Source organism: Kribbella sp. NPDC050470 (assembly GCF_044458365.1).
Classification (GTDB): Bacteria; Actinomycetota; Actinomycetes; order Propionibacteriales; family Kribbellaceae; genus Kribbella.
Genome location: NZ_JBITHV010000026.1, coordinates 1 through 24,258, shown reverse-complemented (window position 1 = coordinate 24,258; position 24,258 = coordinate 1). Strand labels below are relative to the sequence as shown.

At 65.8% G+C, this 24,258-nt stretch carries 35 protein-coding genes; 25 read left to right on the top strand and 10 right to left on the bottom strand.

The window, feature by feature from the left end:
• The first annotated feature begins 58 nt into the window (after window positions 1-58).
• The 25 genes from ACIBGM_RS44925 (at window position 59) to ACIBGM_RS44805 (ending at window position 19,881) form a co-directional block, all read left to right on the top strand.
• Window positions 59-274 (top strand): hypothetical protein, encoded by a 216-nt coding sequence (locus ACIBGM_RS44925; RefSeq protein ID WP_396389081.1) that lies wholly within the window; start codon window positions 59-61, stop codon window positions 272-274.
• Window positions 267-1,634 (top strand): hypothetical protein, encoded by a 1,368-nt coding sequence (locus ACIBGM_RS44920; RefSeq protein ID WP_396389080.1) that lies wholly within the window; start codon window positions 267-269, stop codon window positions 1,632-1,634. The genes ACIBGM_RS44925 and ACIBGM_RS44920 overlap by 8 nt, the downstream gene beginning before the upstream one ends.
• Window positions 1,624-2,115 carry a methyltransferase domain-containing protein gene (locus ACIBGM_RS44915; RefSeq protein ID WP_396389079.1) on the top strand — a complete coding sequence of 164 codons (492 nt, stop codon included), beginning with the start codon at window positions 1,624-1,626 and terminating at the stop codon, window positions 2,113-2,115. The genes ACIBGM_RS44920 and ACIBGM_RS44915 overlap by 11 nt, the downstream gene beginning before the upstream one ends.
• A gap of 79 nt (window positions 2,116-2,194) precedes the next feature.
• On the top strand, window positions 2,195-2,437 hold the full coding sequence (locus ACIBGM_RS44910) for a hypothetical protein (RefSeq protein ID WP_396389078.1): 243 nt from the start codon (window positions 2,195-2,197) through the stop codon (window positions 2,435-2,437).
• A 1-nt stretch (window position 2,438) separates the two neighbouring features.
• Window positions 2,439-2,843, top strand: coding sequence for a hypothetical protein (locus ACIBGM_RS44905; protein ID WP_396389077.1), 405 nt, complete (start codon window positions 2,439-2,441; stop codon window positions 2,841-2,843).
• Window positions 2,844-2,984: 141 nt separating this feature from the next.
• A complete protein-coding gene (locus ACIBGM_RS44900; protein ID WP_396389076.1) occupies window positions 2,985-3,518 on the top strand; it encodes a hypothetical protein in 534 nt (177 codons plus the stop codon).
• A gap of 41 nt (window positions 3,519-3,559) precedes the next feature.
• Complete coding sequence (locus tag ACIBGM_RS44895) at window positions 3,560-5,155, top strand: hypothetical protein (RefSeq protein ID WP_396389075.1); 1,596 nt, start codon at window positions 3,560-3,562, stop codon at window positions 5,153-5,155.
• A 10-nt stretch (window positions 5,156-5,165) separates the two neighbouring features.
• Window positions 5,166-6,059 carry a hypothetical protein gene (locus ACIBGM_RS44890; protein ID WP_396389074.1) on the top strand — a complete coding sequence of 298 codons (894 nt, stop codon included), beginning with the start codon at window positions 5,166-5,168 and terminating at the stop codon, window positions 6,057-6,059.
• Entirely contained in the window at window positions 6,056-6,460 is a 405-nt protein-coding gene (locus tag ACIBGM_RS44885; RefSeq protein WP_396389073.1) for a hypothetical protein, read from the top strand. The genes ACIBGM_RS44890 and ACIBGM_RS44885 overlap by 4 nt, the downstream gene beginning before the upstream one ends.
• Window positions 6,461-6,466: 6 nt before the next feature.
• On the top strand, window positions 6,467-7,543 hold the full coding sequence (locus tag ACIBGM_RS44880; protein WP_396389072.1) for a dTDP-glucose 4,6-dehydratase: 1,077 nt from the start codon (window positions 6,467-6,469) through the stop codon (window positions 7,541-7,543).
• Window positions 7,540-7,734, top strand: a complete 195-nt coding sequence (locus tag ACIBGM_RS44875) for a hypothetical protein (protein WP_396389071.1) — start codon at window positions 7,540-7,542, stop codon at window positions 7,732-7,734. Before ACIBGM_RS44880 ends, ACIBGM_RS44875 begins: the two co-directional genes overlap by 4 nt.
• Entirely contained in the window at window positions 7,731-8,753 is a 1,023-nt protein-coding gene (locus ACIBGM_RS44870; RefSeq protein ID WP_396389070.1) for a glycosyltransferase, read from the top strand. The genes ACIBGM_RS44875 and ACIBGM_RS44870 overlap by 4 nt, the downstream gene beginning before the upstream one ends.
• A gap of 3 nt (window positions 8,754-8,756) precedes the next feature.
• Window positions 8,757-9,155 carry a hypothetical protein gene (locus tag ACIBGM_RS44865; RefSeq protein WP_396389069.1) on the top strand — a complete coding sequence of 133 codons (399 nt, stop codon included), beginning with the start codon at window positions 8,757-8,759 and terminating at the stop codon, window positions 9,153-9,155.
• Between the two features lies 1 nt (window position 9,156).
• Window positions 9,157-9,627 (top strand): hypothetical protein, encoded by a 471-nt coding sequence (locus ACIBGM_RS44860; RefSeq protein WP_396389068.1) that lies wholly within the window; start codon window positions 9,157-9,159, stop codon window positions 9,625-9,627.
• 78 nt (window positions 9,628-9,705) lie between these two features.
• Entirely contained in the window at window positions 9,706-10,011 is a 306-nt protein-coding gene (locus tag ACIBGM_RS44855; RefSeq protein ID WP_396389067.1) for a hypothetical protein, read from the top strand.
• A 110-nt stretch (window positions 10,012-10,121) separates the two neighbouring features.
• A complete protein-coding gene (locus ACIBGM_RS44850; RefSeq protein ID WP_396389066.1) occupies window positions 10,122-12,875 on the top strand; it encodes a hypothetical protein in 2,754 nt (917 codons plus the stop codon).
• Window positions 12,872-14,980 (top strand): hypothetical protein, encoded by a 2,109-nt coding sequence (locus ACIBGM_RS44845; protein WP_396389065.1) that lies wholly within the window; start codon window positions 12,872-12,874, stop codon window positions 14,978-14,980. Before ACIBGM_RS44850 ends, ACIBGM_RS44845 begins: the two co-directional genes overlap by 4 nt.
• A 10-nt stretch (window positions 14,981-14,990) precedes the next feature.
• Window positions 14,991-15,677, top strand: a complete 687-nt coding sequence (locus tag ACIBGM_RS44840) for a hypothetical protein (protein ID WP_396389064.1) — start codon at window positions 14,991-14,993, stop codon at window positions 15,675-15,677.
• A 51-nt stretch (window positions 15,678-15,728) separates the two neighbouring features.
• Window positions 15,729-16,397, top strand: coding sequence for a hypothetical protein (locus ACIBGM_RS44835; protein WP_396389063.1), 669 nt, complete (start codon window positions 15,729-15,731; stop codon window positions 16,395-16,397).
• Between the two features lie 13 nt (window positions 16,398-16,410).
• Complete coding sequence (locus ACIBGM_RS44830; protein ID WP_396389062.1) at window positions 16,411-17,298, top strand: PIG-L family deacetylase; 888 nt, start codon at window positions 16,411-16,413, stop codon at window positions 17,296-17,298.
• Between the two features lie 10 nt (window positions 17,299-17,308).
• Window positions 17,309-17,473, top strand: coding sequence for a hypothetical protein (locus tag ACIBGM_RS44825; protein WP_396389061.1), 165 nt, complete (start codon window positions 17,309-17,311; stop codon window positions 17,471-17,473).
• The gene (locus ACIBGM_RS44820; protein WP_396389060.1) at window positions 17,463-17,789 is read left to right on the top strand and encodes a hypothetical protein; all 327 of its coding nucleotides are present in this window, start codon (window positions 17,463-17,465) and stop codon (window positions 17,787-17,789) included. Before ACIBGM_RS44825 ends, ACIBGM_RS44820 begins: the two co-directional genes overlap by 11 nt.
• A 673-nt stretch (window positions 17,790-18,462) precedes the next feature.
• A complete protein-coding gene (locus ACIBGM_RS44815; protein ID WP_396389059.1) occupies window positions 18,463-19,188 on the top strand; it encodes a peptidoglycan recognition family protein in 726 nt (241 codons plus the stop codon).
• Window positions 19,189-19,244: 56 nt separating this feature from the next.
• The gene (locus tag ACIBGM_RS44810; protein WP_396389058.1) at window positions 19,245-19,706 is read left to right on the top strand and encodes a glycoside hydrolase family 19 protein; all 462 of its coding nucleotides are present in this window, start codon (window positions 19,245-19,247) and stop codon (window positions 19,704-19,706) included.
• Window positions 19,707-19,716: 10 nt separating this feature from the next.
• Window positions 19,717-19,881: a hypothetical protein gene (locus tag ACIBGM_RS44805; protein ID WP_396389057.1), complete on the top strand. Its 165-nt coding sequence runs from the start codon at window positions 19,717-19,719 to the stop codon at window positions 19,879-19,881.
• A 218-nt stretch (window positions 19,882-20,099) separates the two neighbouring features.
• Here the strand turns inward: ACIBGM_RS44805 and ACIBGM_RS44800 are convergent, their stop codons facing one another.
• From ACIBGM_RS44800 to ACIBGM_RS44755, 10 genes are all read right to left on the bottom strand, one after another.
• Window positions 20,100-20,288, bottom strand: coding sequence for a hypothetical protein (locus ACIBGM_RS44800; protein WP_396389056.1), 189 nt, complete (start codon window positions 20,286-20,288; stop codon window positions 20,100-20,102).
• On the bottom strand, window positions 20,285-20,482 hold the full coding sequence (locus tag ACIBGM_RS44795) for a hypothetical protein (protein ID WP_396389055.1): 198 nt from the start codon (window positions 20,480-20,482) through the stop codon (window positions 20,285-20,287). The genes ACIBGM_RS44800 and ACIBGM_RS44795 overlap by 4 nt, the downstream gene beginning before the upstream one ends.
• The gene (locus ACIBGM_RS44790; RefSeq protein WP_396389054.1) at window positions 20,479-20,700 is read right to left on the bottom strand and encodes a hypothetical protein; all 222 of its coding nucleotides are present in this window, start codon (window positions 20,698-20,700) and stop codon (window positions 20,479-20,481) included. Before ACIBGM_RS44790 ends, ACIBGM_RS44795 begins: the two co-directional genes overlap by 4 nt.
• Window positions 20,697-20,897 (bottom strand): hypothetical protein, encoded by a 201-nt coding sequence (locus tag ACIBGM_RS44785; RefSeq protein ID WP_396389053.1) that lies wholly within the window; start codon window positions 20,895-20,897, stop codon window positions 20,697-20,699. The genes ACIBGM_RS44790 and ACIBGM_RS44785 overlap by 4 nt, the downstream gene beginning before the upstream one ends.
• Window positions 20,894-21,082 (bottom strand): hypothetical protein, encoded by a 189-nt coding sequence (locus ACIBGM_RS44780; protein ID WP_396389052.1) that lies wholly within the window; start codon window positions 21,080-21,082, stop codon window positions 20,894-20,896. The genes ACIBGM_RS44785 and ACIBGM_RS44780 overlap by 4 nt, the downstream gene beginning before the upstream one ends.
• 310 nt (window positions 21,083-21,392) lie before the next feature.
• Window positions 21,393-21,869: a DUF6221 family protein gene (locus ACIBGM_RS44775; protein ID WP_396389051.1), complete on the bottom strand. Its 477-nt coding sequence runs from the start codon at window positions 21,867-21,869 to the stop codon at window positions 21,393-21,395.
• Between the two features lie 282 nt (window positions 21,870-22,151).
• Window positions 22,152-22,976 (bottom strand): collagen-like protein, encoded by an 825-nt coding sequence (locus ACIBGM_RS44770; protein WP_396389050.1) that lies wholly within the window; start codon window positions 22,974-22,976, stop codon window positions 22,152-22,154.
• A 105-nt stretch (window positions 22,977-23,081) separates the two neighbouring features.
• On the bottom strand, window positions 23,082-23,423 hold the full coding sequence (locus ACIBGM_RS44765) for a hypothetical protein (protein ID WP_396389049.1): 342 nt from the start codon (window positions 23,421-23,423) through the stop codon (window positions 23,082-23,084).
• Window positions 23,420-23,662: a hypothetical protein gene (locus ACIBGM_RS44760; protein ID WP_396389048.1), complete on the bottom strand. Its 243-nt coding sequence runs from the start codon at window positions 23,660-23,662 to the stop codon at window positions 23,420-23,422. Before ACIBGM_RS44760 ends, ACIBGM_RS44765 begins: the two co-directional genes overlap by 4 nt.
• Window positions 23,662-24,198 (bottom strand): hypothetical protein, encoded by a 537-nt coding sequence (locus ACIBGM_RS44755; RefSeq protein ID WP_396389047.1) that lies wholly within the window; start codon window positions 24,196-24,198, stop codon window positions 23,662-23,664. The genes ACIBGM_RS44760 and ACIBGM_RS44755 overlap by 1 nt, the downstream gene beginning before the upstream one ends.
• Between the last annotated feature and the right edge of the window lie 60 nt (window positions 24,199-24,258).

Here is a 24,258-nt window from a genome sequence, read left to right as displayed (position 1 = left end):
GGAGGCCCCGGTTCCTCTGGGTGACCGGGGCCTCCGCCTTACCCAGAAGGAGTAAGCGATGGCACTCGTATTCGCCAACTGCACCACATGGATCGCTGACGGGCACCTCATCCAGGACGAGGCGTGGGACGCCGACGACCCGATCGTCAAGGCCCGCCCCGATCTGTTCAGCGACGAACCGTCAGTCGTTCGCGGGGTCCGGAAGCCGGCGGCGCCGGTCGAGACCGCGACCGCTGAGCCGGGCGAGAAGCGGACCCGGACGCGGCGTGCGTGACAGCGTCACCCTGGCCTACGTACACGACACCGAAGTCTCCTACAGCTTCCACCAGTCCCTGGTGAACTTGATCCTGTTCGACGCTGGCGAACAGGGCAGGATCATGCGGGGCGGTTACAACGCAGTCCGATGCGCACGGTCAGGGTCGCTCGCGGACGCACGTAACCAGGCAGTGGAAGGGTTCCTCGCGAGCTCCCCCGGTGAGTGGCTGTTCTGGATCGACACCGACATGGGGTTCGAGCACGACACCGTCGAACGGCTCCTCGAGTCCGCAGACGAGACGGACCGCCCGATCGTGGGTGGGTTGTGTTTCGCGCAGCGCGAGATCGCGCAGGACGGGATGCACGGCTACCGCACCGCGCCGAGGTTCACGATCCTCGACTGGGTCGACACCCCCGAAGGTCAGCGGTTCATGGGGCGCTCCACGTACCCGGTGAACGCGCTTGTTCCGTGCGCCGGCACGGGGTCGGCGTGCATCTTGATCCACCGATCTGTGTTCGAGCGGATCCGTGACGAGTTCGGTCCCACCTGGTACACGCAGATCGTGGGCGATGACGGGAAACTGCTCGGCGAGGATGTCTCGTTCTGTGTCCGCGCCGGCGCGGCCGGGATCCCGGTCCACGTCAACACCGCGGTCCGCACGACGCACCTGAAGAACGTGTGGCTCCAGGAAGCCGACTTCTGGGAGATGGCTGTACCTTCGCCCGCGACCGAGCGGACGGCGGTCATCGTCCCGGCGATGCGGTACGCGCACGCGGAACGGTTCATGACCTCGCTGCGCGCCTCGACCGGGATGGCGACTGTGTACGCGGTAGCCGCAGGAAACGAAGCAGAAGCGATCGAGGCCTGGAGCGCGGCGGGCGCCGAAATCCTGCTGGGCGACGGGACTACGTTCGCTCAGCGCATGAACACCGGGTATCGCTGCACCACCGAACCGTGGACGTTCGTGGTCGGCGATGACGTGGTGTTTCGGCCTGGCTGGCTGGACCACGCACAGTCGATCGCTGGTGAGCGTTACCACGTGATCGGCACCAATGACCTCGGCAACCCGCACGTGATGGCCGGCGAACACGCCACCCACATGCTGATCCGCCGCTCCTACATCGACGACGTCGGCGCGTCGTGGGACGGCCCGAAGAACGTGTGTCATGAAGGCTACCGGCACTGGTTCGTCGACAACGAGATCGTCACCGCGGCGCAGCAACGCGACGTGTGGGCGATGTCCCTCGGGTCCGTGGTGGAGCATCTGCACCCGGCGTGGGGCAAGGCAGACAACGACGACGTGTACGAGCTGGGTCAGTCCCACGCACCACAGGACCGGGTCCTGTTCGAGGAAAGGCGGCGAACCTATGCACGCTGAAGCTTTCGCGTGGGTCGCCACCCACGCCACCATCGACGCGGTCGAGGTCCTGGACATTGGCGGCCGGAACGTCAACGGCTCCGTGAAGGACCTGTTCCCGAACGCCGCCCGGTACGTCGCGGTCGACATCCGCGAAGGCGACGGGGTCGACGTGGTCGCGGACGCCGCCACGTGGGTCCCGGACCAGGAGTATGACGTGGTGGTCTCGACGGAGACGTTCGAGCACACTCCGGTGTGGCCGGAGATCTGCCTGACGGCGTTCAAGGCCATGAAGACCGGCGGGCGGCTGATCCTCACCATGGCCGGCCCCGGCAGGAGTGAGCACTCCGCGATTGACGGCGGACCTCTCCAGCCCGGCGAGTACTACGGCAACGTCGACTCCGAGCACCTGAAGCATGTGCTGGTGTCGGCCGGGTTCAAGGACGTTGTCGTGGACTCCCGCGTTTCGCCGGCCGACACCCGTGCGATAGCTACGAAGTAGGAAGGGAACCATGGCTCTCTCAGGACAATCGTTCGGTGCGACCGCTCGGAACAGCCCGGGGGTTGTGGCCGGACCGTTCATGAACGACATGAATGTGCTGATTCGGCTGTCCGGTGTGGCGGCGATGCAGCGCATCGGATTCACGCAGGATGATGTTGCTGACGGCTCCGGTGTAGATGACCGCGGCTTCATGCTGCTGTCGGGCGAAGAGGTCTCCTTTGTCCTCGCCTCCGGAGACTCGGTCTACGCCAACGGGTCCCTCCTCGACAATGGCAACGGCCCTGCGGCGGTCCTGAGCATCCTCGCAACGAAGGTGGTGTGACGTGGCTGTCGGGCTTTCGGCTGCGAACGCAGCGAACAAGTTCCTGGAGTGGCTCTTCAACGCCACATCCACAGGCACTGCTCCCGCGAACATCTGGATCCAGCTCCACACTGGTGACCCCGGCGCGTCAGGTACTGCGAACGTCGCCGGCAACGCGACCCGCAAGGATCTCACCGCGGCGATGGGAACCGCCTCGGGTGGCGCGATCACGAACACGGCGGCGATCACGTGGACCACGGGCGAGGTGGACACCTCCGAGGACTACACCCACTGGGCGCTGTTCGACGCATCCACCTCCGGAACCTTCTTGTGCTCCGGGACGATGACCGCGAACGCCGTCACGGTCGGGGATGAGTTCACGATCCCGATCGGCGATTTCGACGCGTCGTTCAACACTGCGGCCTGAGGCCGCCTGTAGTTCATCTGTCCATCCTGGGGATTCACGTAAGGCGAGATCCCCATGGCGCAAGCAAACGATTCAATCCCCATCACGCCGGGTGCAGGGGAGGACATCGCGGTACATACGGCGGGCGGTAAGCAGCACCAGGTGGTGATGCTTGCCAACCCGACCGGGAACCTCGTCGGCACTGTCCCCACGTATTCGGCGTGGTCCGGTGCCGTGACCGCCTCGGCGAACCTGCCCTACCTGCATGTGTTCAACGCGTCCGGGTCAGGCAAGGTCGTGAAGATGCGGAAGGTGTTCATCCAGCCTTCGATGGCAACGAATGCGCTGGGTGCTCAGACGTGGCGGGTCGCCAAAACTTCCGCGGTGGGGACGACCGGGAACACGGCGATCACGATCCGGCAGCACGACTCCGCCGACGCCGCGGTCCCGGCACAGATCACCGCGGCACGCTCCTACACGGCCGGCGGAACTCAGACGTTCACGTACTTCGAGATCCCATTGTCGGTGGAGGAGACGCTTCCGGCGGTCGGTCAGGCGCCGTTCTGGAACATCCTCCCGAACGACGGCGACATCGTCTCGGACTACATCCTCCGGGAGGGTGAAGGGCTGGTCGTCCAGAACGTCACGGGCGGCTCGTACAGCTGGTCAGTGCTCGGCGTTTTCTCGATCGAGTAGCCATGTTGCTGCTACTCCGGTCCTCTACTGGGGGTGGCGGGATGGCGTTCACGGTCACCGCCCGCCACACCGGCAACTCGGGTACGACCAGCGCCCAGACCAGGGCGACGAACTCCACCACCCCCACCGCGAACTCGCTGTTCCTGACACTCTGGGGCCAGGAGAACGACGCTGTAGCCACCGCACCTAGTTACCAAACCCCCACCGGCGGCAGCCTCACCTACACGCAGATCACGACGGTCGGCACCACGTCGATCCCGTGGAACGGTGACGACGGGTTCCGGCTGGGCGCCGCTGCGTACCGGGCCGACGTTGGTGGTTCGCCTTCAGCGTTCGCGGTCACCGTCGACTCGTTCTCAGGTACGACGGTCGCGTTCTACGGCGTCGTCTGTCTCGACATCACCGGCCACGACACCACGACCCCGATCGTTGCCGGCAGGACCGTTACCGCAGGTACCACCAAGGGCGGCGGGAGCGCCGAAACCGGCACGATCACCCTCAACGCGACCCCCACCTCAGGCAACCTGCTCGTGGTCGTGTTCGTCGCCGGCGCGGACGCCGGCGGCGGGTTCGCTTCCCCCACCGCCGGCGCGGGGAAGACGTTCACCACGGTCACGAACCAGAACAGCTCGTTCTGCCAGGTCGGGGTGTTCACCCGGGTCGCTGACGGCACCGAGTCCACCACGGTCACCTGCTCGGACCTGGGGCAGTCGGTCGGCAACTACGCGGCGATAGCGTTCGAGGTCGCTCCTGCCGCTGGTGGCGGAACAACGGTCAACGGCGCAGCTGCCGGGACATTCGGGTTCACCGCAACGGCGAACGGTATCGACCGTGCGCTCGGCTCCGCGGTCGCCAGCTTCGGCTACGTCGGTACAGCGGCCGGTGTAGATCGCGCCCTTGGGGTAGCGACTGGATTGTTCGGGTTTACCGCTGCAGCGTCCGGGACGGTCGGGGCGCCCCCGGTAACTGGTCAGGCCGCCGCCGCTTTCGGCTTTACGGCCACTGCGGCAGGTACGCCCCGCCACCGCGGGCAGGTAACCGCGAGTTTCGGTTTCACCGGCAGCGCATCAGGTGTCGACCGGGCAATCGGCGTTGCCGCTGCGGCGTTCGGGTTCGCAGGCGCGTCCGCCGGCATCGACCGGTCCATCGGGGTCGCAGTAGGAGCCTTCGGGTTCACCGCCACCGCCGCAGGTATCCCCGAGGTCATCGGTGTCGCGGTCGCAGTTTTCGGGTTCACCGGGTCCGCCCAGGGGTTCGCGGGAACCCCACCCGTCACCGGTGCGGCAGTCGGGTCGTTCGGGTTCACGGCGGTTTCGACAGGCCGGCCCACAACCCCCGGCGCGGCGGTTGCTGTCTTCGGATTCACCGCCACCGCGAACGGACGCCCCCGGAAGTTGGGTGTCGCAACCGGGAGCCTCGGCTTCACCGCGACAGTTTCCGGAACCCGCAGAACCCTGGGTGCCGCGCAGGCATTGCTGGGCTTCCTCGCGGCAGCAAGCGGCCAGGGCGCGACAGTGAACGCCCAATCACTAGCCACGGTCACCGACCCACGCACCAGCTCCCCCACGGCCACCGAGCGCAGAACCTCTGCCGCGGCAGTGACCGCGCCCGCGGCCTCGGAACCAAACGTCAACTGAGGAGGTACCGATGGCGGCGGTGTTCTTCGAAGGCGCATCCGAACTCGCGACACTCACCAACACCTTCACCGTCGCCGGCACCCCCACCGACCCGGCCACCATCACCCTCACCATCACCGACCCCACCGGTACATCCACCGCCTACACCCACGACGCCGGCCAGATCACCAAAACCAGCACCGGCGTCTACACCAAGGACATCCCGTGCACCATCGCGGGAACGTGGGTGTACGAGTGGGCCGGTACCGCGTCGGCGTCCGATGTTGTGGCGGGAACGTGGGAGGTTCTCGAGACCGACCTGGGGAAGCTGTACTGCACCGTCGAGATGCTGAAGTCCAGCTTCAAGGACCCCCGCGCAACCGACGACCTCGAGTACCACTCGGCCTGCTTCGCGGCTTCCCGGTCGCTGGAGCAGTACTGCCAGCGGGTCTTCTACCGCACCGCCGAACAAACCCGCACCCTGAACCCCACCGGGTCAACCTGCCTGAAGCTGCCGCCGTTCTACGACCTCGTGTCCGTCACCTCCCTCGAGGTCGACGGAACCCCGTGGGGTCTGTCGAACTACCAGCTGCTGTGTGACGACGACACCCCGAACACGATGGCGGGCCCCGAGGAGAAGCCGTACGTGAAGATCCGGGCCCTCAACGGCACCTACCCAGCCCCCACCAGTGGACGCCTGGACGTCGTGGAGGTCACGGGTGTGTGGGGGTGGCCGACCGTGCCGTGGGCCATCAAGAAGGCCGCGGAGATCATCGCCGCGGAAACCTTCAAACTGAAGGACTCACCGGGGATGGTTGTGGCCGGGTTCGAAGACTTCGACGTGTCGATGCTCGGCGCGGACGCGAAACGCCGCTTCGCCCGGTTCGCGGGCCCGTACCGCCGTCACGCGTTCCTGGCGGCGTGATGGCCACCAACAGTGAACTCCGCGCAGGTGTCGCGACCGCGTTGCGCACCATCGCCGACCTGCAGGTGTATGAGCGGCCCCCGGGAGAGATCGTCACCGACGCCGCCGTGGTGCGACGCCGCGGCACCAACTACGACGTGACCCTCGACGGCCTCGACGACACCACCTGGGGCATCACCGTGTTCGTGTCGTTCGCGAACACCGACGCCGGCGCGGAAAGCCTCGACGACTACGTGTCCCAGACCGGCCCCAAATCCATTGTGGCCGCGATCGAAGACGACCCCACGCTCGGCGGGATCGTCTCGTACTGCCATGTCGCGAACGCGGAAGGAGAGAAGGTCACCAACTACGCCGGCACCGATTACCTCACTGTCGACTTCAACCTTGAGATTGGGGACTAGGTCAGGATGTCCCACCTGATTCTCACCGGAGCCTCTGGCTTCGTCGGAAGCCACGTGCTCAGGCACGTTCTGTCCGAAACCGACTGGACCGTTGCCTGCCCTGTGTCGTTCCGGCACAAGGGCCTCCCGGCCCGCATCACCGCACGCATCGACTCCGCCGCCGCGGACCACCCGGAATGGCGGGACCGCATCGACATCGTCCGCTGTGACCTGTCGGCCCCGGTGGACCACATGACGTTCAACCGGCTCGGCGGTGACCGCTGCGACTTCCTTCTGAACGTTGCGTCGGAGTCGCACGTGGACCGGTCGATCAGCGACCCGGTTGGGTTCGTGTCGAACAATGTCAGCCTGGTGCTGAACGTGCTCGAGGCCGCCCGGAAGATGCCGAACCTGCAGGCGCTGATTCAGATCTCCACCGACGAGGTGTACGGCCCCGCCCCGGACAGCCACAACCACGCCGAGTGGGAGCCGCTGGTCCCGTCGAACCCGTACGCGGCGTCGAAGGCCGCGCAAGAGGCGATCGCGATCTCGTACTGGCGCACCTACGGGTTGCCTCTGATCATCACGAACACGATGAACATCATCGGCGAGATGCAGGACGCCGAGAAGTTCATTCCGATGACGATCAAGCGGGTCCTGTCGGGCGAGAAGATGACGATCCACGGCTCCCCGGATGGCCGGATCGGGTCCAGGTTCTACCTGCACGCCCGCAACCAGGCCGACGCGCTCCTGTACCTGCTGCGCAACGCGCACCGCGGACCCGTCGATCGGGTCGAGTTTGCTGACGGCGCGGTTGAGGCGCTGCGCTGGGGTCCTGGGGTCGACCGTCCGCTGAAGTTCCATGTCGTTGGTGAGCGTGAGGTCGACAACCTCGAGATGGCGCGCATGGTCGCCGAGTACGCCGGCCGGCAACTCGCCTACGAGATCGTCGACTTCCACTCATCCCGGCCGGGGCACGACCTGCGGTACGCGATGGACGGCGCCCGCATGGAAGCCCTTGGGTGGAAGGCCCCGGTTCCGTTGGAGGACTCGCTCCGCAAGACCGTGGAGTGGACCCTCGCGCACCCGGAGTGGCTGGCATGAGGCAGGACGAGATCGATCGCCTGCCCGACTCGATCGAGTACGCGAAGGTCGAGGGGTTCTTGGTCAGCTTGGGGATTACGCCGACGGATGTGGCTGCGATGCACATGACGGATGCACACGGTCGCAAGTTCCTCGCCGAAGATGGCGCCGCGAAGCACACGGTGTCTCTCAAGATGGACTACGGGAAATGAGGGTCCTCCTCGTACACCCTGGTCCGGGGTTCTCGGTGCATGACGTGTACACGGGCTGGCAGGAAGGCCTCGAGGCCGCTGGGACACAGGTCGCGACCTACAACCTGCATGACCGGCTCACGTTCTACGACCGCACCTACCTGCACGTCTCCGACTCCCTGTTCCGCAAAGCCCTCGAGCCTGAACAGGCGATCGAGCTTGCCGTGAACGGTCTCCTGTCGGCCTGCTACCAGTACTGGCCTGACGTGGTCGTGGTGGTGACGGGGTTCCTCGTCAAGGCGGAGATGCTCGATCTGCTGCGGGGACGTGGGCACAAGGTGGTGCTGATTCACACCGAGCAGCCGTACGAGACCGAACGGGAACTTGCGCTTGCGGCGCACGCGGACCTGAACCTGCTGAACGATCCGGTCAACCTGGACCTGTTCAAGGCGGTCGCGCCGTCGGTGTATATGCCGCACGCCTACCGGCCCCATATCCACAAACCCGGGGTGTTCGCCCCGGAGGCGGCGTCGGACTTCGCGTTCGTCGGCACCGGGTTCCAGTCCCGCATCGACTTCTTCGAAGCGATGAACTTCGACGGTGTCGACGTGGCACTAGCGGGGAACTGGCAGCAACTCGCCGAAGACTCGCCGCTGCGGAAGTTCGTGGCGCACCCGATTGACCAGTGCTGCGACAACACCGAAGGTATCCGCCTCTACCAGTCGTCGAAGGCCGGCCTGAACCTGTACCGGCGCGAGATCGAAGACGGCGGCACCTCCGCGGGGTGGGCGATGGGGCCCCGTGAGGTCGAGATGGCAGCGACCGGGCTGTTCTTCCTCCGCGACCCCCGCGGCGAAGGCGACGAACTGTTCCCGATGTTGCCGACCTTCGCGACACCAGAAGACGCGAGCGACCAGCTGAAGTGGTGGCTCGCCCACGAAGACGCGCGGCTCGACGCCGCGGCGAAGGCCCGGGAAGCGATCGCCGACCGGACATTCACCAACAACGCAGCCCTTCTGCTGCAACTACTGGAGGAGTGAAACATGGCTCGTATCCACGGGCGGAACGGCGCTGTCTACATGAACCTGACCAGCGGCGGCACCGCCGAACCGGTCGCGTTCCTGAACAGCTGGAGCATCAGCGCCCAGACCGACAAGGCCGACGTGACCGCGTTCGGCGACGCGAACAAGGTGTACGTCGCCGGCCTCCCGGACTCCTCGGGTGAGTTCTCCGGGTTCTACGACGACGCCACCGTGCAGACCTACACCGCCGCGGTCGACGGCATCGCCCGCAAGTTCTACCTGTACCCGTCGCGCCTCACCAACAGCCAGTACTGGTGGGGGACGATCCTCCCGGACTTCTCCGTGAACGCCGGCGTCGGCGGCGCGGCGGAGATCTCGGCATCCTGGAACGCTGCCTCGGCCATCGTCAAGGTGGGCTGACGTGGTTGCCGACATCCGGGTCGAAGGCGCGGACAAGTTCGGCATCCTCGGGAAAGCTCTCCGCAAGTACGGCGACAAGGAACTCCGCAAGGAGTTGTACGCCGGCATCAACCGGGCCGTTAAGCCCCTCACGGAGTCAGTGAAGGACTCGACCACGCAGTACTTCCCCAGGCGGTACGCACTGGAGCTCGCGAAGTACCTGCGGGTCAGGACCAGGCGCCGCGCCGGGAAAGACCCAGCGATCTACCTGGTCGGCCGCGCAAAAACGAAGCAAGGCAAAGACAGGGACCTGGCATCCCTGAACCGCGGCCGGCTGCGGCACCCCCTCTACGGGAACCGCCGCTACTGGTACGACCAGGACGTCGACCCGAACTGGTGGGACGACCCACTGATCCAGGGATCCGATCAGGTGCGCGAGGAGATCGTGAACGTCCTCGACGACATCGGCATCCGCCTCGCGAAGCAACTCTGAACCAGCGGGACCGTCCCACCTGACCTGGGCGGTCCCGCTGCCACATCCAAGGTCAGGACAGGTCAGGAAGGCCAGATCATGGCTGCAACGAAACTGAAGGTCGAGTACGCCGACGGCCGCGTCGTCGAGGTGATCGCGAGCCCGAAGGCGCAGGTCGAGACCGAGCGCCGGTTCAAGACCACCGATCAGGCGCAGGCGCAGATGATCGAGTCGTCGTTCTTCCTCGCGTGGGCGTCGCTGCACTACGCCGGCAAGGAGCCCGCTGACTTCGAGGCGTGGCTCAGCCTGGTCGCCGACGTCGACCAGGTCCAGAAGACCATGAAGGACGAGGCCGACACGGACCCTACCCAGGTGACTCAGTCATCTACTGGATCGTCCGACTGAGCCTCGCCACCCGCATCCCCTTCGAGCATCTCGCAGACCTCGACTGGGCGACCCTCTACACCTACGAGACGGCGCTCATCGACATCAACGACGAATCCCAGGGGTGACCGATGACCGCTCTGTCTTTCGACATCCTTGGCCGCGACAAGGCGTCCGCCGCGTTCGACAAGGTCGGCAAGTCCGCCGAGAAGACAGAGAAAAAGTTCGGGTTCCTCGCTGCCCGCAGCAACGGCCTGACCGCCGGCATGACAGCCGGGTTCGGGAGGGTCGTTGCCGCAATGGGCGCAGTCGCGACCGTGACCGTGTTCAAAGGGTTCATCAACGAGGCGCGCGAGTCCCGAAAGGTCGCGTCTCTGACCGAGTCGATCATCAAGTCGACCGGTGGCGCGGCGAAGATCAGCGCGAATCAGGTCGGGGCGCTTGCGGAGGCGATCAGCAACAAGACCGGAGTCGACGACGAGGCGATCCAGTCCGGGTCGAACCTGCTGCTGACGTTCAAGAACGTACGCAACGAGGTCGGCAAGGGCGCGAACATCTTCGACCGCGCCACCCAGGCGGCGGTGGACCTGTCCGCGGCCGGGTTCGGCGACATCAACGGCGCGTCGAAGATGCTCGGCAAGGCCCTGAACGACCCTTTGAAGGGAATCACCGCGCTTGGCCGTGCGGGGGTCACGTTCACCGAAGGCCAGAAGAAGCAGATCGCGACCCTGGTCGAGACGGGCAAGACGCTCGAGGCTCAGAAGATCATCCTCAAGGAGGTCGAGTCCCAGGTCGGCGGTGCCGCCGCTGCCGCCGCTGACCCGATGCAAAAGCTCGGCGTGATCCTCGGCAACGTCAAGGAACGTCTCGGGACGGCGCTGCTCCCGGTCATCGACAAGGCCGCGGGCATGCTCGGGCGGGTCGTGCCGGCGGCTATCGACAAGGCTGCGACCGGGATCCGTGCGCTGACCGCCGCGTTCCGCGAAGGAGACGTCACCAGCGACGGGTTCGTCGGCGTCATGGAACAGATCGGTGCCAACGCCCGCGTCGCGTTTGACGTGTTCCAGACCCACGTCCTGCCCCGGCTCAAGGACTTCGGCAACTTCCTCACGACGAAGGTGATCCCGGCCCTGGCGAAGACCGGCCAGTTCATCAAGAAGAACCAGGACTTCTTCGTCCCCTTCGCAGGGACGATCCTCGCCATCGTCGCAGCCTTGAAGGCATGGGCTGTCATCCAGGGAATCTTGAACGTGGTGATGGCCGCGAACCCGATTGGCCTTGTCGTGATCGCGATCGCGGCACTCGTTGCCGGGTTGATCTATGCCTACAAGCACAGTGAGAAGTTCCGCGCGATCATCCAGGCAGTCGGCGGCGCCCTGAGAACGGCCTATGTCGCGATCGTCGACTTCGGGAAGAACACGATCAAGTTCTTCAAGGAACTGCCGGGCAACGTGTCCCGGGCGTTCGGCGATGCGAGGAACTGGCTCGTCCAGAAGGGCAAGGACTTCATCAACGGCCTGATCAACGGGATCTGGTCTGTTGCCAAGGGCATCGACTCGTGGATGATGCGCGCACCGGTGGCGAAGCTTCTCGCACCCTGGTACGGCGCCATCAAATGGCTCCTCGGGCCTGGCAAGAACTTCATCACCGGGTTCCTGAACGGTGTCATCAGCATCGCCCGCGGCGCCGGCGGCTGGATGATGCGCAACGTCATCAACCCGGTCGTGCGGGCGTTCTCTCGTGCCGGGTCGTGGCTCGTCACCCACGGACGTAACTTCATCAACGGCCTGATCAACGGGATAGTCGCGTACCTGCGCGCCCTCAAAGGCATCGGCACGTGGATCTACAACACCGTCATCGTTCCCGCGGTGAAGCCGTTCGCCCGCGCCGGCGCGTGGCTGGCCCGCGCTGGCCGCGACCTGATCGGTGGCCTGATCGGCGGCATAGCGACCCGCATGAAAGGCATCGGGTCCTGGATCAAGTCGCAGGTTGTCGATCCGATCGTGTCGGCGGTCAAGACGTTCTTCGGGATCAAGTCCCCGTCGAAGGTGTTCGAGGGCATCGGTCTGCACCTGATCGGGGGCCTGATGAAGGGCCTCGGTTCCGGGCGCGGCACGGCGATCGCGAAGAAGGTGTTCGGCGACATGCCGTCCGCACTGCGCGCAGTCGTCGGCAAGGGCCTGGTGTCGATCTCGAGCCTGCCGAACAAGGCACTCGACGCGCTCCTGGGCGCCGGCGGCGACCTCGCGGGGTCGTTCATCTCCGGCGGCCAGAAACTCGGCAACCGGCGCGTGTTCTACTCCGGTGAGCAGCTGGACCTGTCGACGTTCCAGAAGGTCCAGAAGGCCCAGGGCATCCTGGGTAGCGCGCTCAATATCACCCAGGGCTCCTACGAGCGCGCCAGCTCCTACTCGGGCACCACCCACACCGGCGGTGGCGTGTTCGACGTCGTGGGCGGGAACCTGAAGCGGATCAACGCCGCGCTCCGTTCGCTGGGGTTCGCGTCATGGATCCGGTCCCCTTCGCAGGGGCCGTGGCCGTGGCACATCCACGCTCTCGAGATCGGCAACCCGAACCTGTCCGGGAGTGCCCGCCGGCAGGTGCTGGACTATCTCGCCGGCGGCGACGGGCTCGGAGGATACAAGCTCGGTACCCCCTGGGTCCCGAACGACCAGCTCGCGCTACTCCACAAGGGCGAGGCGGTCATCCCAGAACCGGTGAACCGGCGGATGCGTTCAGTACGCCCGGGCGGGACACAGCGAGTGGTCCTGGAGTTCCGCAGCGACGGATCCGCGCACATGGACTACCTGGTCAACGAGTTCCGGAAGTATGTCCGGGTCGTCGGTGGCGGTGACGTGCAGCAAGCGTTCGGGACGAAGCGATGACGAATCAGGTCACGATCGAGATCGAAACCTCCCCGGGGGTGTGGACGAACATCACCTCGGATGTGCGACAGTCGTCAGGCGTCTCGATCTCGAGGGGCCGCAGCGACGAACAGCCCCAGGCCGGCCCGCAGAGACTCAGCTTCACCCTGAACAACCGGGACGGCAAGTACTCCCCGCGGAACCCACTGTCGACGCTGTTCGGGGTGATCGGACGCAACACCCCGGTGCGGTGCAAGATCGACAATTCGGCGTTTACCCGGTTCTACGGGGAGATCTCGGCGTGGCCACCTCGGTGGAACGAGAACCACGCCGACAACTTCGTCCAGATCGAGGCGTACGGGTTGCTGCGCCGGCTAGGCCAAGGGCAACCGACCGTCTCGAACGCGCTGAGGGACTGGGTCCTCGCGCAGTCGACGCTGTTCGCGTACTACCCGTTGTCGGGTGGTGAGGAGACGATCTACTCGCAGAACATCGCGCCCGGGAAATCGGGTTCGTTCATCGGTTCCACGAACGCGGTGTTCAAGTACGGCGTCGACATGGGCGCGGCGTGGCTCGGGACCGGGTTGGAGATCAACGCGACCGGCGACATCCCCTACATGCAGGGCACGGGGAACGCGATCGGCACCACTGTGGCTTTGGATTTCGTGTTCCAGTCGCTGGCGATGGGTGTGCTGGATGTGCAGATCTGGCCGAACCTGGACGAGATCTGGCAGCTGCGCCTCAACACTTCTGGGGACGCGGGTACTACGCAGGTGTCGTGGAACGACGGCAACGGCGGCGTCACCACGTCCACCGCTACCGCGGCTGTTGCTGCGTTGCAGGACACGGAGTTGCACACGTGCCGGTTCGAGCTCAGGCAGGTCGCCGGCCCCACGGTCGAGTGGTACACCTACATCGACGGTGAGTTGATCGAAACCAGCACGATGGGGTTGACGCAGAACCTCACCAGGTGCCCGATCTTCCGGTTCCACTACTCGCGGTTCGTGAACCAGACCTACGTCAACGTCGCACATTTGGCGTTGTGGGCTGACAACACCGCGGCGAACATCCCGGACGTGCAGGACTTCCACGACGCCGCGATGGCGTACTCCGGTGAGACCGCGATCGACCGGATCACGCGGGTCGCGACCGACGGGAACATCTCGATCATCACTGTGGGGACTGCGGCTGAGTCGATGCCGATGGGGCCGCAGTTCACCGAGACCCGGTTGGAGCAGATCCGTGATGTCGAGTCCACGGACATGGGGATCCTGTTCGAGACCCGCAACGCACCAGGGTTGACGTACCTATCTAGGGCGTCGCTGTATAACCAGACCGCCGCGTTCACACTCGACTACGCGGCCGGCCAAGTCTTCCCTCCGTTGGAGCCGGTGGACGACGACCAGGTCACCCGCAACGACGTCACCGCCACCCGACGGGACGGTGGCTCTGACCGGTACACCGTGGACGAGGGTCCGTTGTCCACGGAGGACCCACCGGACGGGGTGGGCAGGTACGAAACCAGTGTGACGGTGAACCCGGAAACCGACGGGTTCCTGCAGGGGATCGCCGCGTGGGTCGCGAACATCGGCACCCTCGACAGGGCCAGGTGGCCTTCGGTGACGGTGAACCTGAACTCCCCGAACATCTCGAGCGGGTTGGCGGACACGATCAAGGACGCCGAGATCGGGCAACGGTTCGTCATCACCAACATGGACGAAGCGTTCGTGTACGACGACGTCTCTTTGATCATCGTCGGCTACTCGGAGACGATCACCCCGTTCATCCACACGATCACGTTCAACTGCATGCCCGCGGAACCGTACACGGTCGCTGTGTATGACACCGCAAGGTACGACGCGGACGGCTCCACACTCACCTCGAACATCACCTCCACAGCCACGTCCCTGTCAGCCACCAAATCAGGGACAACCCTGTGGACGACGGATGGGACGCAGATGCCGTTCGACATCCGCGTGGGCGGTGAACGCCTCCGCGTCACAGCCGTCTCCGGGTCGAGTTCCCCGCAAACCCTGACCGTGACCCGCTCCATCAATCAGGTCGTGAAGGCGCATACCGCAGGTACCGCGATCGAACTGTGGGACACGCCCCGCTACGCACTCTGAGGAGACTCCCATGGCCTTCTCGACCGGCGACAAGGTGTACGCCCCCGGCCTCCCGAATGTGCAGGTGTTCACCGCATCCGGCACCTGGACCAAACCCTCCGGCCTCAGGGCCGCGATCGTCGAGGTCATCGGCGGCGGCGGAGGCGGCGGTGGGGTGGACGAGACGACCTCGTCACCATCCCAGGCAGAGGCAGGGTACGGCGGCGGTGGTGGGTACTCGAGGAAGCTGTTCCAGGCAAGCGACCTGAGCTCGACCGAGGCTGTAACGGTAGGTGCTGCTGGTGCTGCCGCGGCTGCGGGGCAGAACAACGGCGGATCTGGCGGCACGAGCACCTTCAAGACCGTGTCTGCCACTGGTGGCGGAGGTGGAACTGGAGCGGGCGTCACCTCCGGTACGACCCTCGCAACATCGGGCGCGGGTGGAACGGCGTCAGGTGGCGATCTGAACATCCCGGGCCAGCCTGGCTCTCAAGGGCGCGTGCTGTCCGGGCTCGCGATCCTGCAAGGCCGGGGTGGATGTTCCGGCCACGGCTACGGGTCCGGTGGTACAGCGAGGACGGTCGCGGGCAACGGCAACAACGCCACCGGTTTCGGCGGTGGCGGCGGCGCAGCGTTCGGCGCCGGCCAGGCATCACCGGTCGACCGAGCGGGAGGCGCCGGTTCAACGGGCGCGGTCATCATCACAACGGTCTATTAGTGAACTGGGGCAGCTAATGGCGATCAGGAACACTCCGGAAGGCGGTGCCTGATGGCGTTCGCGGCCGGCGACAAAATCATGGCACCGGGCCTGCCGAACGTGCAGGTGTTCACGTCCTCGGGGACGTGGAACAAGCCCACGGGGTTGCGGGCCGCGGTCGTCGAAGTGGTCGGCGGCGGCGGGGCGGGCGGCGGCACCAACACCCCCGCGGGTGTGGGGAGCCAGGCTGAAGGCGGCTACGGCGGCGGCGGCGGCTACTCGCGGAAACTGTTCCAGGCGTCCGATCTGAGTTCGTCGGAGTCCGTCACGGTGGGTTCCGGTGGAACGGGTTCGTCCGGTGCCGCTGGTTCCGCCGGCGGCACCAGCACGTTCAAGACTGTTTCCGCGACCGGTGGGGCGGGTGGCGGGGCGAGTATCAACAGCCTCACCAGCACCGTCTCTGCGGGAGGCGCCGGTGGTAGCGGCTCGGGCGGCGACTTGAACATCTCAGGCCAGCCCGGGTGCAACGGCCGGGTCGTCGCGTCCACGGCGGTCCTCGAAGCCCTCGCCGGCAATTCAGGTGCTGGGTTCGGTAGCGGCGCGAAAGCGCTCGGCTCGGCAGGCACTGGTAACGCCGGAACAGCCTACGGCGGCGGCGGCGGTGGAGCGTTCGGCGCGAACAGCACACAGACCGGAGGCGCAGGCGCGGCCGGAGTTGTGATCGTAACCACGTACTACTGAACGGGGATGAGGTATGGCAGCAGCAGGTAACGTCGCGTTCGCCACTCCGCACGCCGACGACGAGACCCTGTCAGCGGGCTATGGCCTCACCTGGTATGCCCGCGCCGGGTTCAACATCCACGCCCTCCTCATGTCCCGAGGCCCTGTCTCTGCGGCGAGTCTCAGGCTCGACGGAAGCCAGGCGTGCAGGTTCCACCCGTACACGCATGAGCCGCTGCAGGAAGGCTACGAACTGCCCACCGAAGAGGAGATCGGCGCGGCGCGCTGGGCCGAGTTCAAGGCAGCCGTGTACGCCATGTCCAGGATTGCCCCGGCCACGCCAGGGGTGACCGGCGACGTGTTCTTCTACGAGGGTGGGTTGGGCACGAACTACGGCTGCAACGGCTGCGCGTCCTCCACTGGGGCGGTCACCAGGCAAGCCGTGGACGCCGCTAGAGCGGTGCTGGAGCCGTGGGTGGACAGTCTGCCCCCGAACACTCACATCCGCACCATGTCCCCCACCGACGACCACCCGGATCACGGAGCTGTGGGGATCGCCGCCTACGAGATGTGGGAAGACCCGGCGTGGCACACGAAGATGGGTGACCTGATGTTCTTCGTGTCCCGCCTGTACTGGGGGAACGCGACCGCTCCGAGGCCGGTGGATGTGCTCGGGGAGCCCTGTACCTGGTTCCCCGCGGACACGGGGATGGGCCCGAACAACTCGATCTACAACGCGGTCGTCGACCATCTCCGCACCGTTGTGGTCCCCAGCTACGCGCAATGGTGCCCGCCCGGTGCGTGGGCTGTCGGGAAGCACAGCGTCGCCAGCCAATTCGCCGCCAACTACGGGCCAACAGCCTCGGTGTCGAACCTTTGGCACCCGCCTGTAGCTGGACGCAGCTACCCCGTACAGCCGTAGGAGGTGATGGGTGGACTCGCCCCAGCCCACCCTCGAGGAGTTCGAACAACTGAAGAGCGAGGTCGCCGAACTGCGTGAACAGGTCGAGGCGATCGAAGGTGCGCTGAACGCGCTCGTAGTGGTGTACGGCGTTCGCCGTATACCACCTCCTGGGGAAGGTGACCGTGGCCGATGAGCCGACCATTGGTGAGGTCGTCCGTGTCATCGCGGACCTACGCCGGTCCGTCGACCAACTCGCCGGCAAAGTCCTCACCGTCGAGGTGTGGAAAGCAGAGCGGGAATCGATTGAACTCCGGCTCCGCGAGAACGAGAAGGACATCGCCGCTCTCGAGGCGCGGACGACCGCAGACCGTGAGAAACGGGAACGCGAGAAGGCCGAGGCCGACAACCGCGCCGCCTCCAACCGGCGGCAGGCACTCATCGCGGTGCTCACGTCGATCATCGCCCCCGTCTTCGTCGGCGTTGTCCTCGCGGTCATCCTGAAGGGCTGATGATGTCCGACTCTCAGCATGTCAAGCCACGGCATGAACTGACCGCACTACTGATCGCTCTTGGACTCTCCGCAGTCCTCGCCTTGATCGTTGGTGGCGGCGCGTTCCTGTGGAACGAGATCCAGCAGGCGCGGGAAGACAACGCTGCACTCGCGAACCAGGTCAGGTCTCTCGGTGGGCAGCCGGTCGCCGAGGGGAAACCCGGCGAGAAAGGGCCACCCGGTCCCGAGGGGCCGCAGGGAATACAAGGCCCACAGGGCATCCAGGGGCCCCCAGGACTCCCCGGGAGGCAGGGCCCCATCGGCATCACGGGCCAGTCCCCTCAATGCCTCCTGGAGCCCTCCAAATGCGTCGGCCCCAAAGGAGTCGACGGCAAAAGCGGCGCAGACGGCAAGGACGGGGAGACGGGGCCCACTGGACCGCAGGGCGATCCCGGCGCTACAGGTGAGACGGGACCTCAAGGACCGGCTGGACCTCAAGGTGATCCGGGAACAACCGGTCCCGCCGGCCCGCAGGGCGAACCCGGAGTTGCCGGCAGAGGTATCGCCGACACCGACTGCCAGGAAGACGGCACCTGGCTGATCAGCTACACCGACGGCACAACGAGCACCAGCCGCGGCCCATGCCGGATCACCGTCGTGCCGCCATCCAACTAAGACGAACGGGGAACCCAATGGTCGACTACCTGCCACGCTCAGCGTGGAACGCCCGCCCACCCAACGGTGGACCCGGATCGCTCACTGTCTCCCGCGTCCAGGGCGCGGTGATCCACTGGCCCGGCACGTCATCGAAGACGCCGATCACCTCGAAGACCGGTGTGGCGTCCGCGCTGCGTGGATGGCAGAACTACCACATGGACAGCCGCGGATGGTCTGACATCGCGTATCAAGTGGCTGTGGATCAGGAAGGCCGCGCCTGGACCCTGCGGGGCCTCAGGACGCAGTCCGGGGCCAACGGCAACGAGGACCTGAACGAGCGGTACGGCGCGATCCTGCTGATCCTCATCGCCGGCGAGCAGCCCTCCGCGAAGATGAAGGCCACCGTCCGTGCCGTCATCGCCGACTTCCGCAAGATCTACCCGAAGGGCACCGCGATCCGGCCGCACTCCGCGGTGCGCCCGGACGGCACTGACTGCCCCGGCACACCTGCCCGCGCTGCGATCGCGCGCGGCGACTTCACCCCGAAAATCATCATCCCGGAGGACGACATGGCCCTGAGCGCCGAAGACAAGACCTGGATCGAGAGCCGCCTGCAGGCGTACGCGTCGTTCGTCGTACTCAACCGGCAGCAGACCACGGAGCGGGACCTGAATGAGATCCAGGCCGAGCTCGCTGAGTTCGCGGCGCAGCTGGACCGGATCGAGGACGACACCGACGACGACGCTGCCCCAAAAGCCTGACCGTCGCTGACCTGCGGGCGATGTTCCCCGGCAGGGTCTCGAGCGACACTGCCACGGTGGAGGCTGGGTGGCCGTCGCTGCTGGCGGAGATGCAGGCAGCCGACATCACCACGCCCCCCCGGGTAGCGGCGTTCCTGACGACGATCGCTCACGAGTCCCGGTTCCTGTACAACATCAAAGCCGCAGGCGACACGAGAGAGTACGCGGGCCGCGGGTTCATCCAGTTGACGGGGTCCGTGAACTACACGGCGGCCGGCGCCTATCTCGGTGCGGAGCTCGTGCTGGACCCGGATCTCGCGCTCTCGCTGCAATGGAGCGCGAAGATTGCCCGCTGGTACTGGACCGTCGCCCGCAACTGCAACGCGATGGCGGACTCGTACCACATGGGGAAGATCAACCGCGCTATCGGCTACCCGATCGGTGACGGCAGTGAGGATATCCGCCGCTGCCAATCCTTCAAGAACGCGCTCATCTACCTGACCGGCTCTCTGCCGGAAGGTGTCACGTGCACTCGGTAAGGAGCAAACCATGAAGTACGCGAAGGCTTGGGCTGCGCTCGTCGGTGCTGTTCTGACCGCGCTGTCCACCACCACTGGTGTCATCCCGGACGCGGCTCAGCCGTACGTGGCTCTGGCGCTCGCTGTCGCCACCGCGATCGCGACGTTCCAGATCCCGAACACCCCGGCGGAGTGACCATGCCTCGCTGGGTGTGGGTCCTGATCGGTATCGCGGCATTGCTGCTGGTGCTGTGGCTGGTGGGCATCAGGTTCACCCTGTCCGTCCACTGACACAGTGTTTCAGCGATGTCGCGAAGTTAGCGTCATCGAGACATGAGCGACCCCGCCACCCAGACGGTGGCGGGGTCTTCTTTCGTTTCCCCGAGCAAGGCCATTGGTCCAGGGAAGCGAAACCTACTTCGGGATCAGAGCCTCGACAGCAGCCACGCACTCGTCGTACTCGTAGCCGTCGTGGATCTCCGCGGTCTTCAACGCCTCGAGCGCGTCACGGACACCTTGCAGGCGGCCCATCTCGTAGGCCGACCCGAAGAAGTTTGGGTTCTCCGCGGTCCCGGCGTTCACGACCCGGATCGGTTCGCTCATTGCCCCTCCCTGGCGTTGTCGCGGTCCCGGCGCAGGTCGTTGATCACGTTCGCCGGCTCACCCTCGTCGATAGCGTTCATCAAGTCCGCGTGCGCCACGGCGTGGTCCTGGCTGACGCACTTCCCCGGCATCAACAGGCCCCGGTCGGCAATCCGCCAGTTGCTGTGTTCGTCCTGTGTGGGCGAGAACCTCACCACTCCACCCCCTTGGGCGGCGGCGGAGTATCGATGTAGCCGAGTACCCAGGCTTCGCGCATCGCTTCCTCCTCCGTGAGGCCTCGCCTCCGCACGGACTCCGCCCACAGCGCCATGCGGAAGCGACTAGGGCGCGGCTTCTCGCGCAGGTTCTGGAGCGCGAGCATCGTCATCACCGCAACCATGACGACAAGCATCACGATCTCCCAGGTGCTCACCACTCCACCCCCGGGGTCAGGCTGTCGATCGCCAGCAGGACATCATCCCGCATCGTGTCGCGGCCATGCTGGTACTGCTCGGAGCCTTTGCCGGTCTCGATGGCCCTCACGGCAGCCGTGATCTCCGCTGTGACACGCGCGCGGATCTCACGCTCTACCCGCCAAGCTTCGCGGGTTGCATCGGTGGTCTCGCTCATTGCGTCACCTTCTTCACGAACGCCTCGATGTCCGCCCACTCACCGTCGCTGGCAGTGAACGTGAACCTGATCGTGTCACCCGGCAGATCTGTCTCGTCCCATTCGACACCCTTCACCCGCAGGTACTGGCGTACCTGATGGCGGGTAACGAACCCGGTAACCGTCACCTCACGCGAACTGGTCACGACTCATCCTCGGGAGACTGGCACGTCGTACAGTTCCAGCATCACGAAACCGTCCTGACCGTCCTCTGCGTCCGGGGCACCGCGCCCGCCTCGACCGACGACGACCCGCCACACATCCGAGATCTCGTCCGCCGGCACCAGCGTAGAGCGCGACTCACCCTGACCACCGGGGCTGCCGTCTGACGCCGTCCCACCATCCCCCGCTCTGATGCAGGCGCGAACAACCCGCAGCCACGGATAGTCGGCCTTCCGGAACTCCCCGCCCGGGGGCGAGTAGGTCAAGATCTCACGCGGCACTGCGAAACCGCTGTCACTCATGTCCCCAGTTCTCCTGCCATCCCTCTCGCCCCTTGTACGGGGAAGCGAGCAGACGAAGCGTGCGGCACGGCCAATCCTCAGGATCTAGCTCCCAGTTCGCCGTGACAGCGCACGTGGCGCACGAGCTAGCGCCTCCTTCCCTGACGTCAACCTGCCCGTGCAGTTCGAGGATCTTCCGGTCGGCCGCGATCCGGGCCAGCACCGACGCAGGGTCGTGGGCAGCGATGAACGCCGCGTCGTAGATGCTCTGAGGATCGTCGGACTCTCCCGTCCCGGCGATGCACTCCGCGTCCTTGCCAGCAGGACCAGCGAACACTGCCTCTTCGAACCAGGCAGTACCGGGCTTGCGCCAATGCTTTCGCGGGTCATGCCGCCACGGTCCGGGTGTCGCCTTCCTCGCTAGTTGCTCGTCCTTGTCCCAGATCTCGGTGAGCCATGCCACCAGGTCAACCGTCTGCTGCTCAGTCACGACTGCACCGTGAGTCCGTAGCCGTCAGCGTGGTAGAACGTCACCGGTCCGACAAGGGGCTGGTGGAGGTCGATCGTTGGCGGCATGATCAACCCCAACGGGGCATCCACCCGAACAACCTGCTGAGGGTGAGCGTTCGTGACGTACACCCATTCCGAGCGTTGCGTCTTCTCGTTCTTGCTATCGTTCATTTCGGGTCGACTCCAGTTCGATCCTTCGCGCCCGCCACCCCAACTGACCCTGGGGAGGCGGGCGCTACTTCTATGTCAGCGTACCCCTCGCTCAGCCCTGCTGAACGAACACCGTGGCGTTCACGACCTTGATCTTCCCCGAGTCATCCGAACCCCGGTTGTCCTGGTAACCGAACGCTGACACCGTGAAGGTCGTCTGCTCGGTCAGCTGCACCCGGCGCGAGTCCGACCCGAACATGTCCGCACCTACGAACGGCGCGATCGTGTTCATCACCGTCCCGAAGTTCGACCCGAACGGGTTCGCCTCCGTCGCGAACGCACGCACCGCCAACTGCGGCCGGGTCTGGTACTGCGGGTCCGTCTCATCCGCCGCGGTCCGCTGGAACTGGGCCGACGTGTTGATCACCCACGTGCCGGCCGGGAGGGTGAACGAGCCCAGGGTGGTCTTGCGGGTCACCCACGAACCGCCGACGTTCTCGACCGTCACGTTGTTGTAGATCGCCTTCAGCGTCGAGGCGCCGTTCACGTCCGTCGCAGGATCACCCGGGTCACCCTTGGGGCCAGTCTCTCCCTGGGGGCCGGGCACGCCCTGAATCCCCTGCTCGCCGGCGACACCAGGGTCCCCTTTCGGGCCCTGCTCCCCCGTGTCACCCTTCGGCCCCTGCTGGCCGACCTTGTTGATCTTGTCCCGCACAACCCAGCCCAGCCGGTCCTCACCGATCGTGTTGCGGTGGATGTCGCCACCCCACACGCCCTCGTTCTGGATCTGCGCCGAGCCGACACTGTTGATCGGCAGCGAGGTGGCGGCGACCGCGCCGGAACCGGCCAGCGTGACCGCGACCGCGCCCAACACGGCAACCTTCCCGATCCGGGACGCCCACACCTTCGCCGCTCCCGCCTTCAACTTCGCGTTCATCGTTCTCCTCTAGGTACAGCCACCCGTCCTGAGTGACCAGCACACCGGACCCGTGAGGGGGAACGGGCCCGATGCTGGCCACTCAGGCGATCAGGAGCAAGCGGGTCACGACGCACACTCCGGGCGGGACGGGTCACCGCACCGTTCGTGGCCGACCACCTTCACGCCACAACCAGGACAGGTGTGCAGCGAGGAATCGACACCCGACCCGTTCAGCAGGGCGAGCGCAGCTTCGAGGGCTGCTCGCATCGCTTCCTCGTTCGCTTCCCTGCCGTACCCACCTTCCCGGTAGTAGGCGTCCATCGCTTCAGCGAGCACCTCATCAGACACCCGCACAACAGACTCAGGGTGAGCAGCGAGCAGCGCCCGGATCTTAGACGGCGCGCCCGCCACGTCGTACTCGAGCTCGCCGGCCAGCTTCTCCAGCGCCTCCCGCAGGCCGCTCACGACTCGACCTCGACCAGATTGTTCGGCGTCCACTTCGCTTCGGCTACGGTCTGGTCGTCTTCGTCGTACACGGCCTGCGCTTCGACGTCGCCCGGGTCCCAGTCTCCGGCGCACTGGTGGCATAGACCCAAGTAGCTCTCGTCGCCGTTCAGCACCTCTTCGACAGCGGACTCCCAATCATCAGCCTCGACCTCGACGGACTTGCCGACGTAGCCGACCAGGCTCACGGTGTACTTCATCAGCCGACCTTCGTCCAGGTGCCGCACCGGTTCGTCTCGAAGCCCTTGTCGGTCTTCTTGATCACCACAGTCTGCGGGCCGTCGCTGATGTTGTTCGCGATGATCGCGTCCAGGTCACCGTCGAGGTTCTTCAAGCGAGCCCAGTAGCAGCTGTCACCGCCAGCCGACTTGTACTTCCCCGGCTTGATGTCGACACCGACCTCATACGTACCGTCCTCGGTGATCGCCGCGGCGGCCTGCGGAGGCTGAGCCGTGACCGTCTTGGGCGCCGGCGCGGGCTTCGTGACCGTGACCGGCGGGGCCGTCACCGTGACCTCCGCACCCGGCTCACCCGGGACACTCACCGTCACCGTCGGCGCAGGGTCACCCGCAGCGACAGGCGCTGGGTTGCTCGAGTTGCCGCCTGCGCCGATCCCGATCCCGAACGTGAAGATCACGAGACCCGCCAGGATCGACCAGCCGATCCGGGCCTCCTTCGACATCGGCTTCTTGCGCGGCTGCTGCGGCTCGGCCGGGTGCTGCTGGAACTGCGTCATGGCTGGGACTCCCCCTGCTAAGCTAATGTATGCCTAGCACCATAACCGTCCCGACGCACA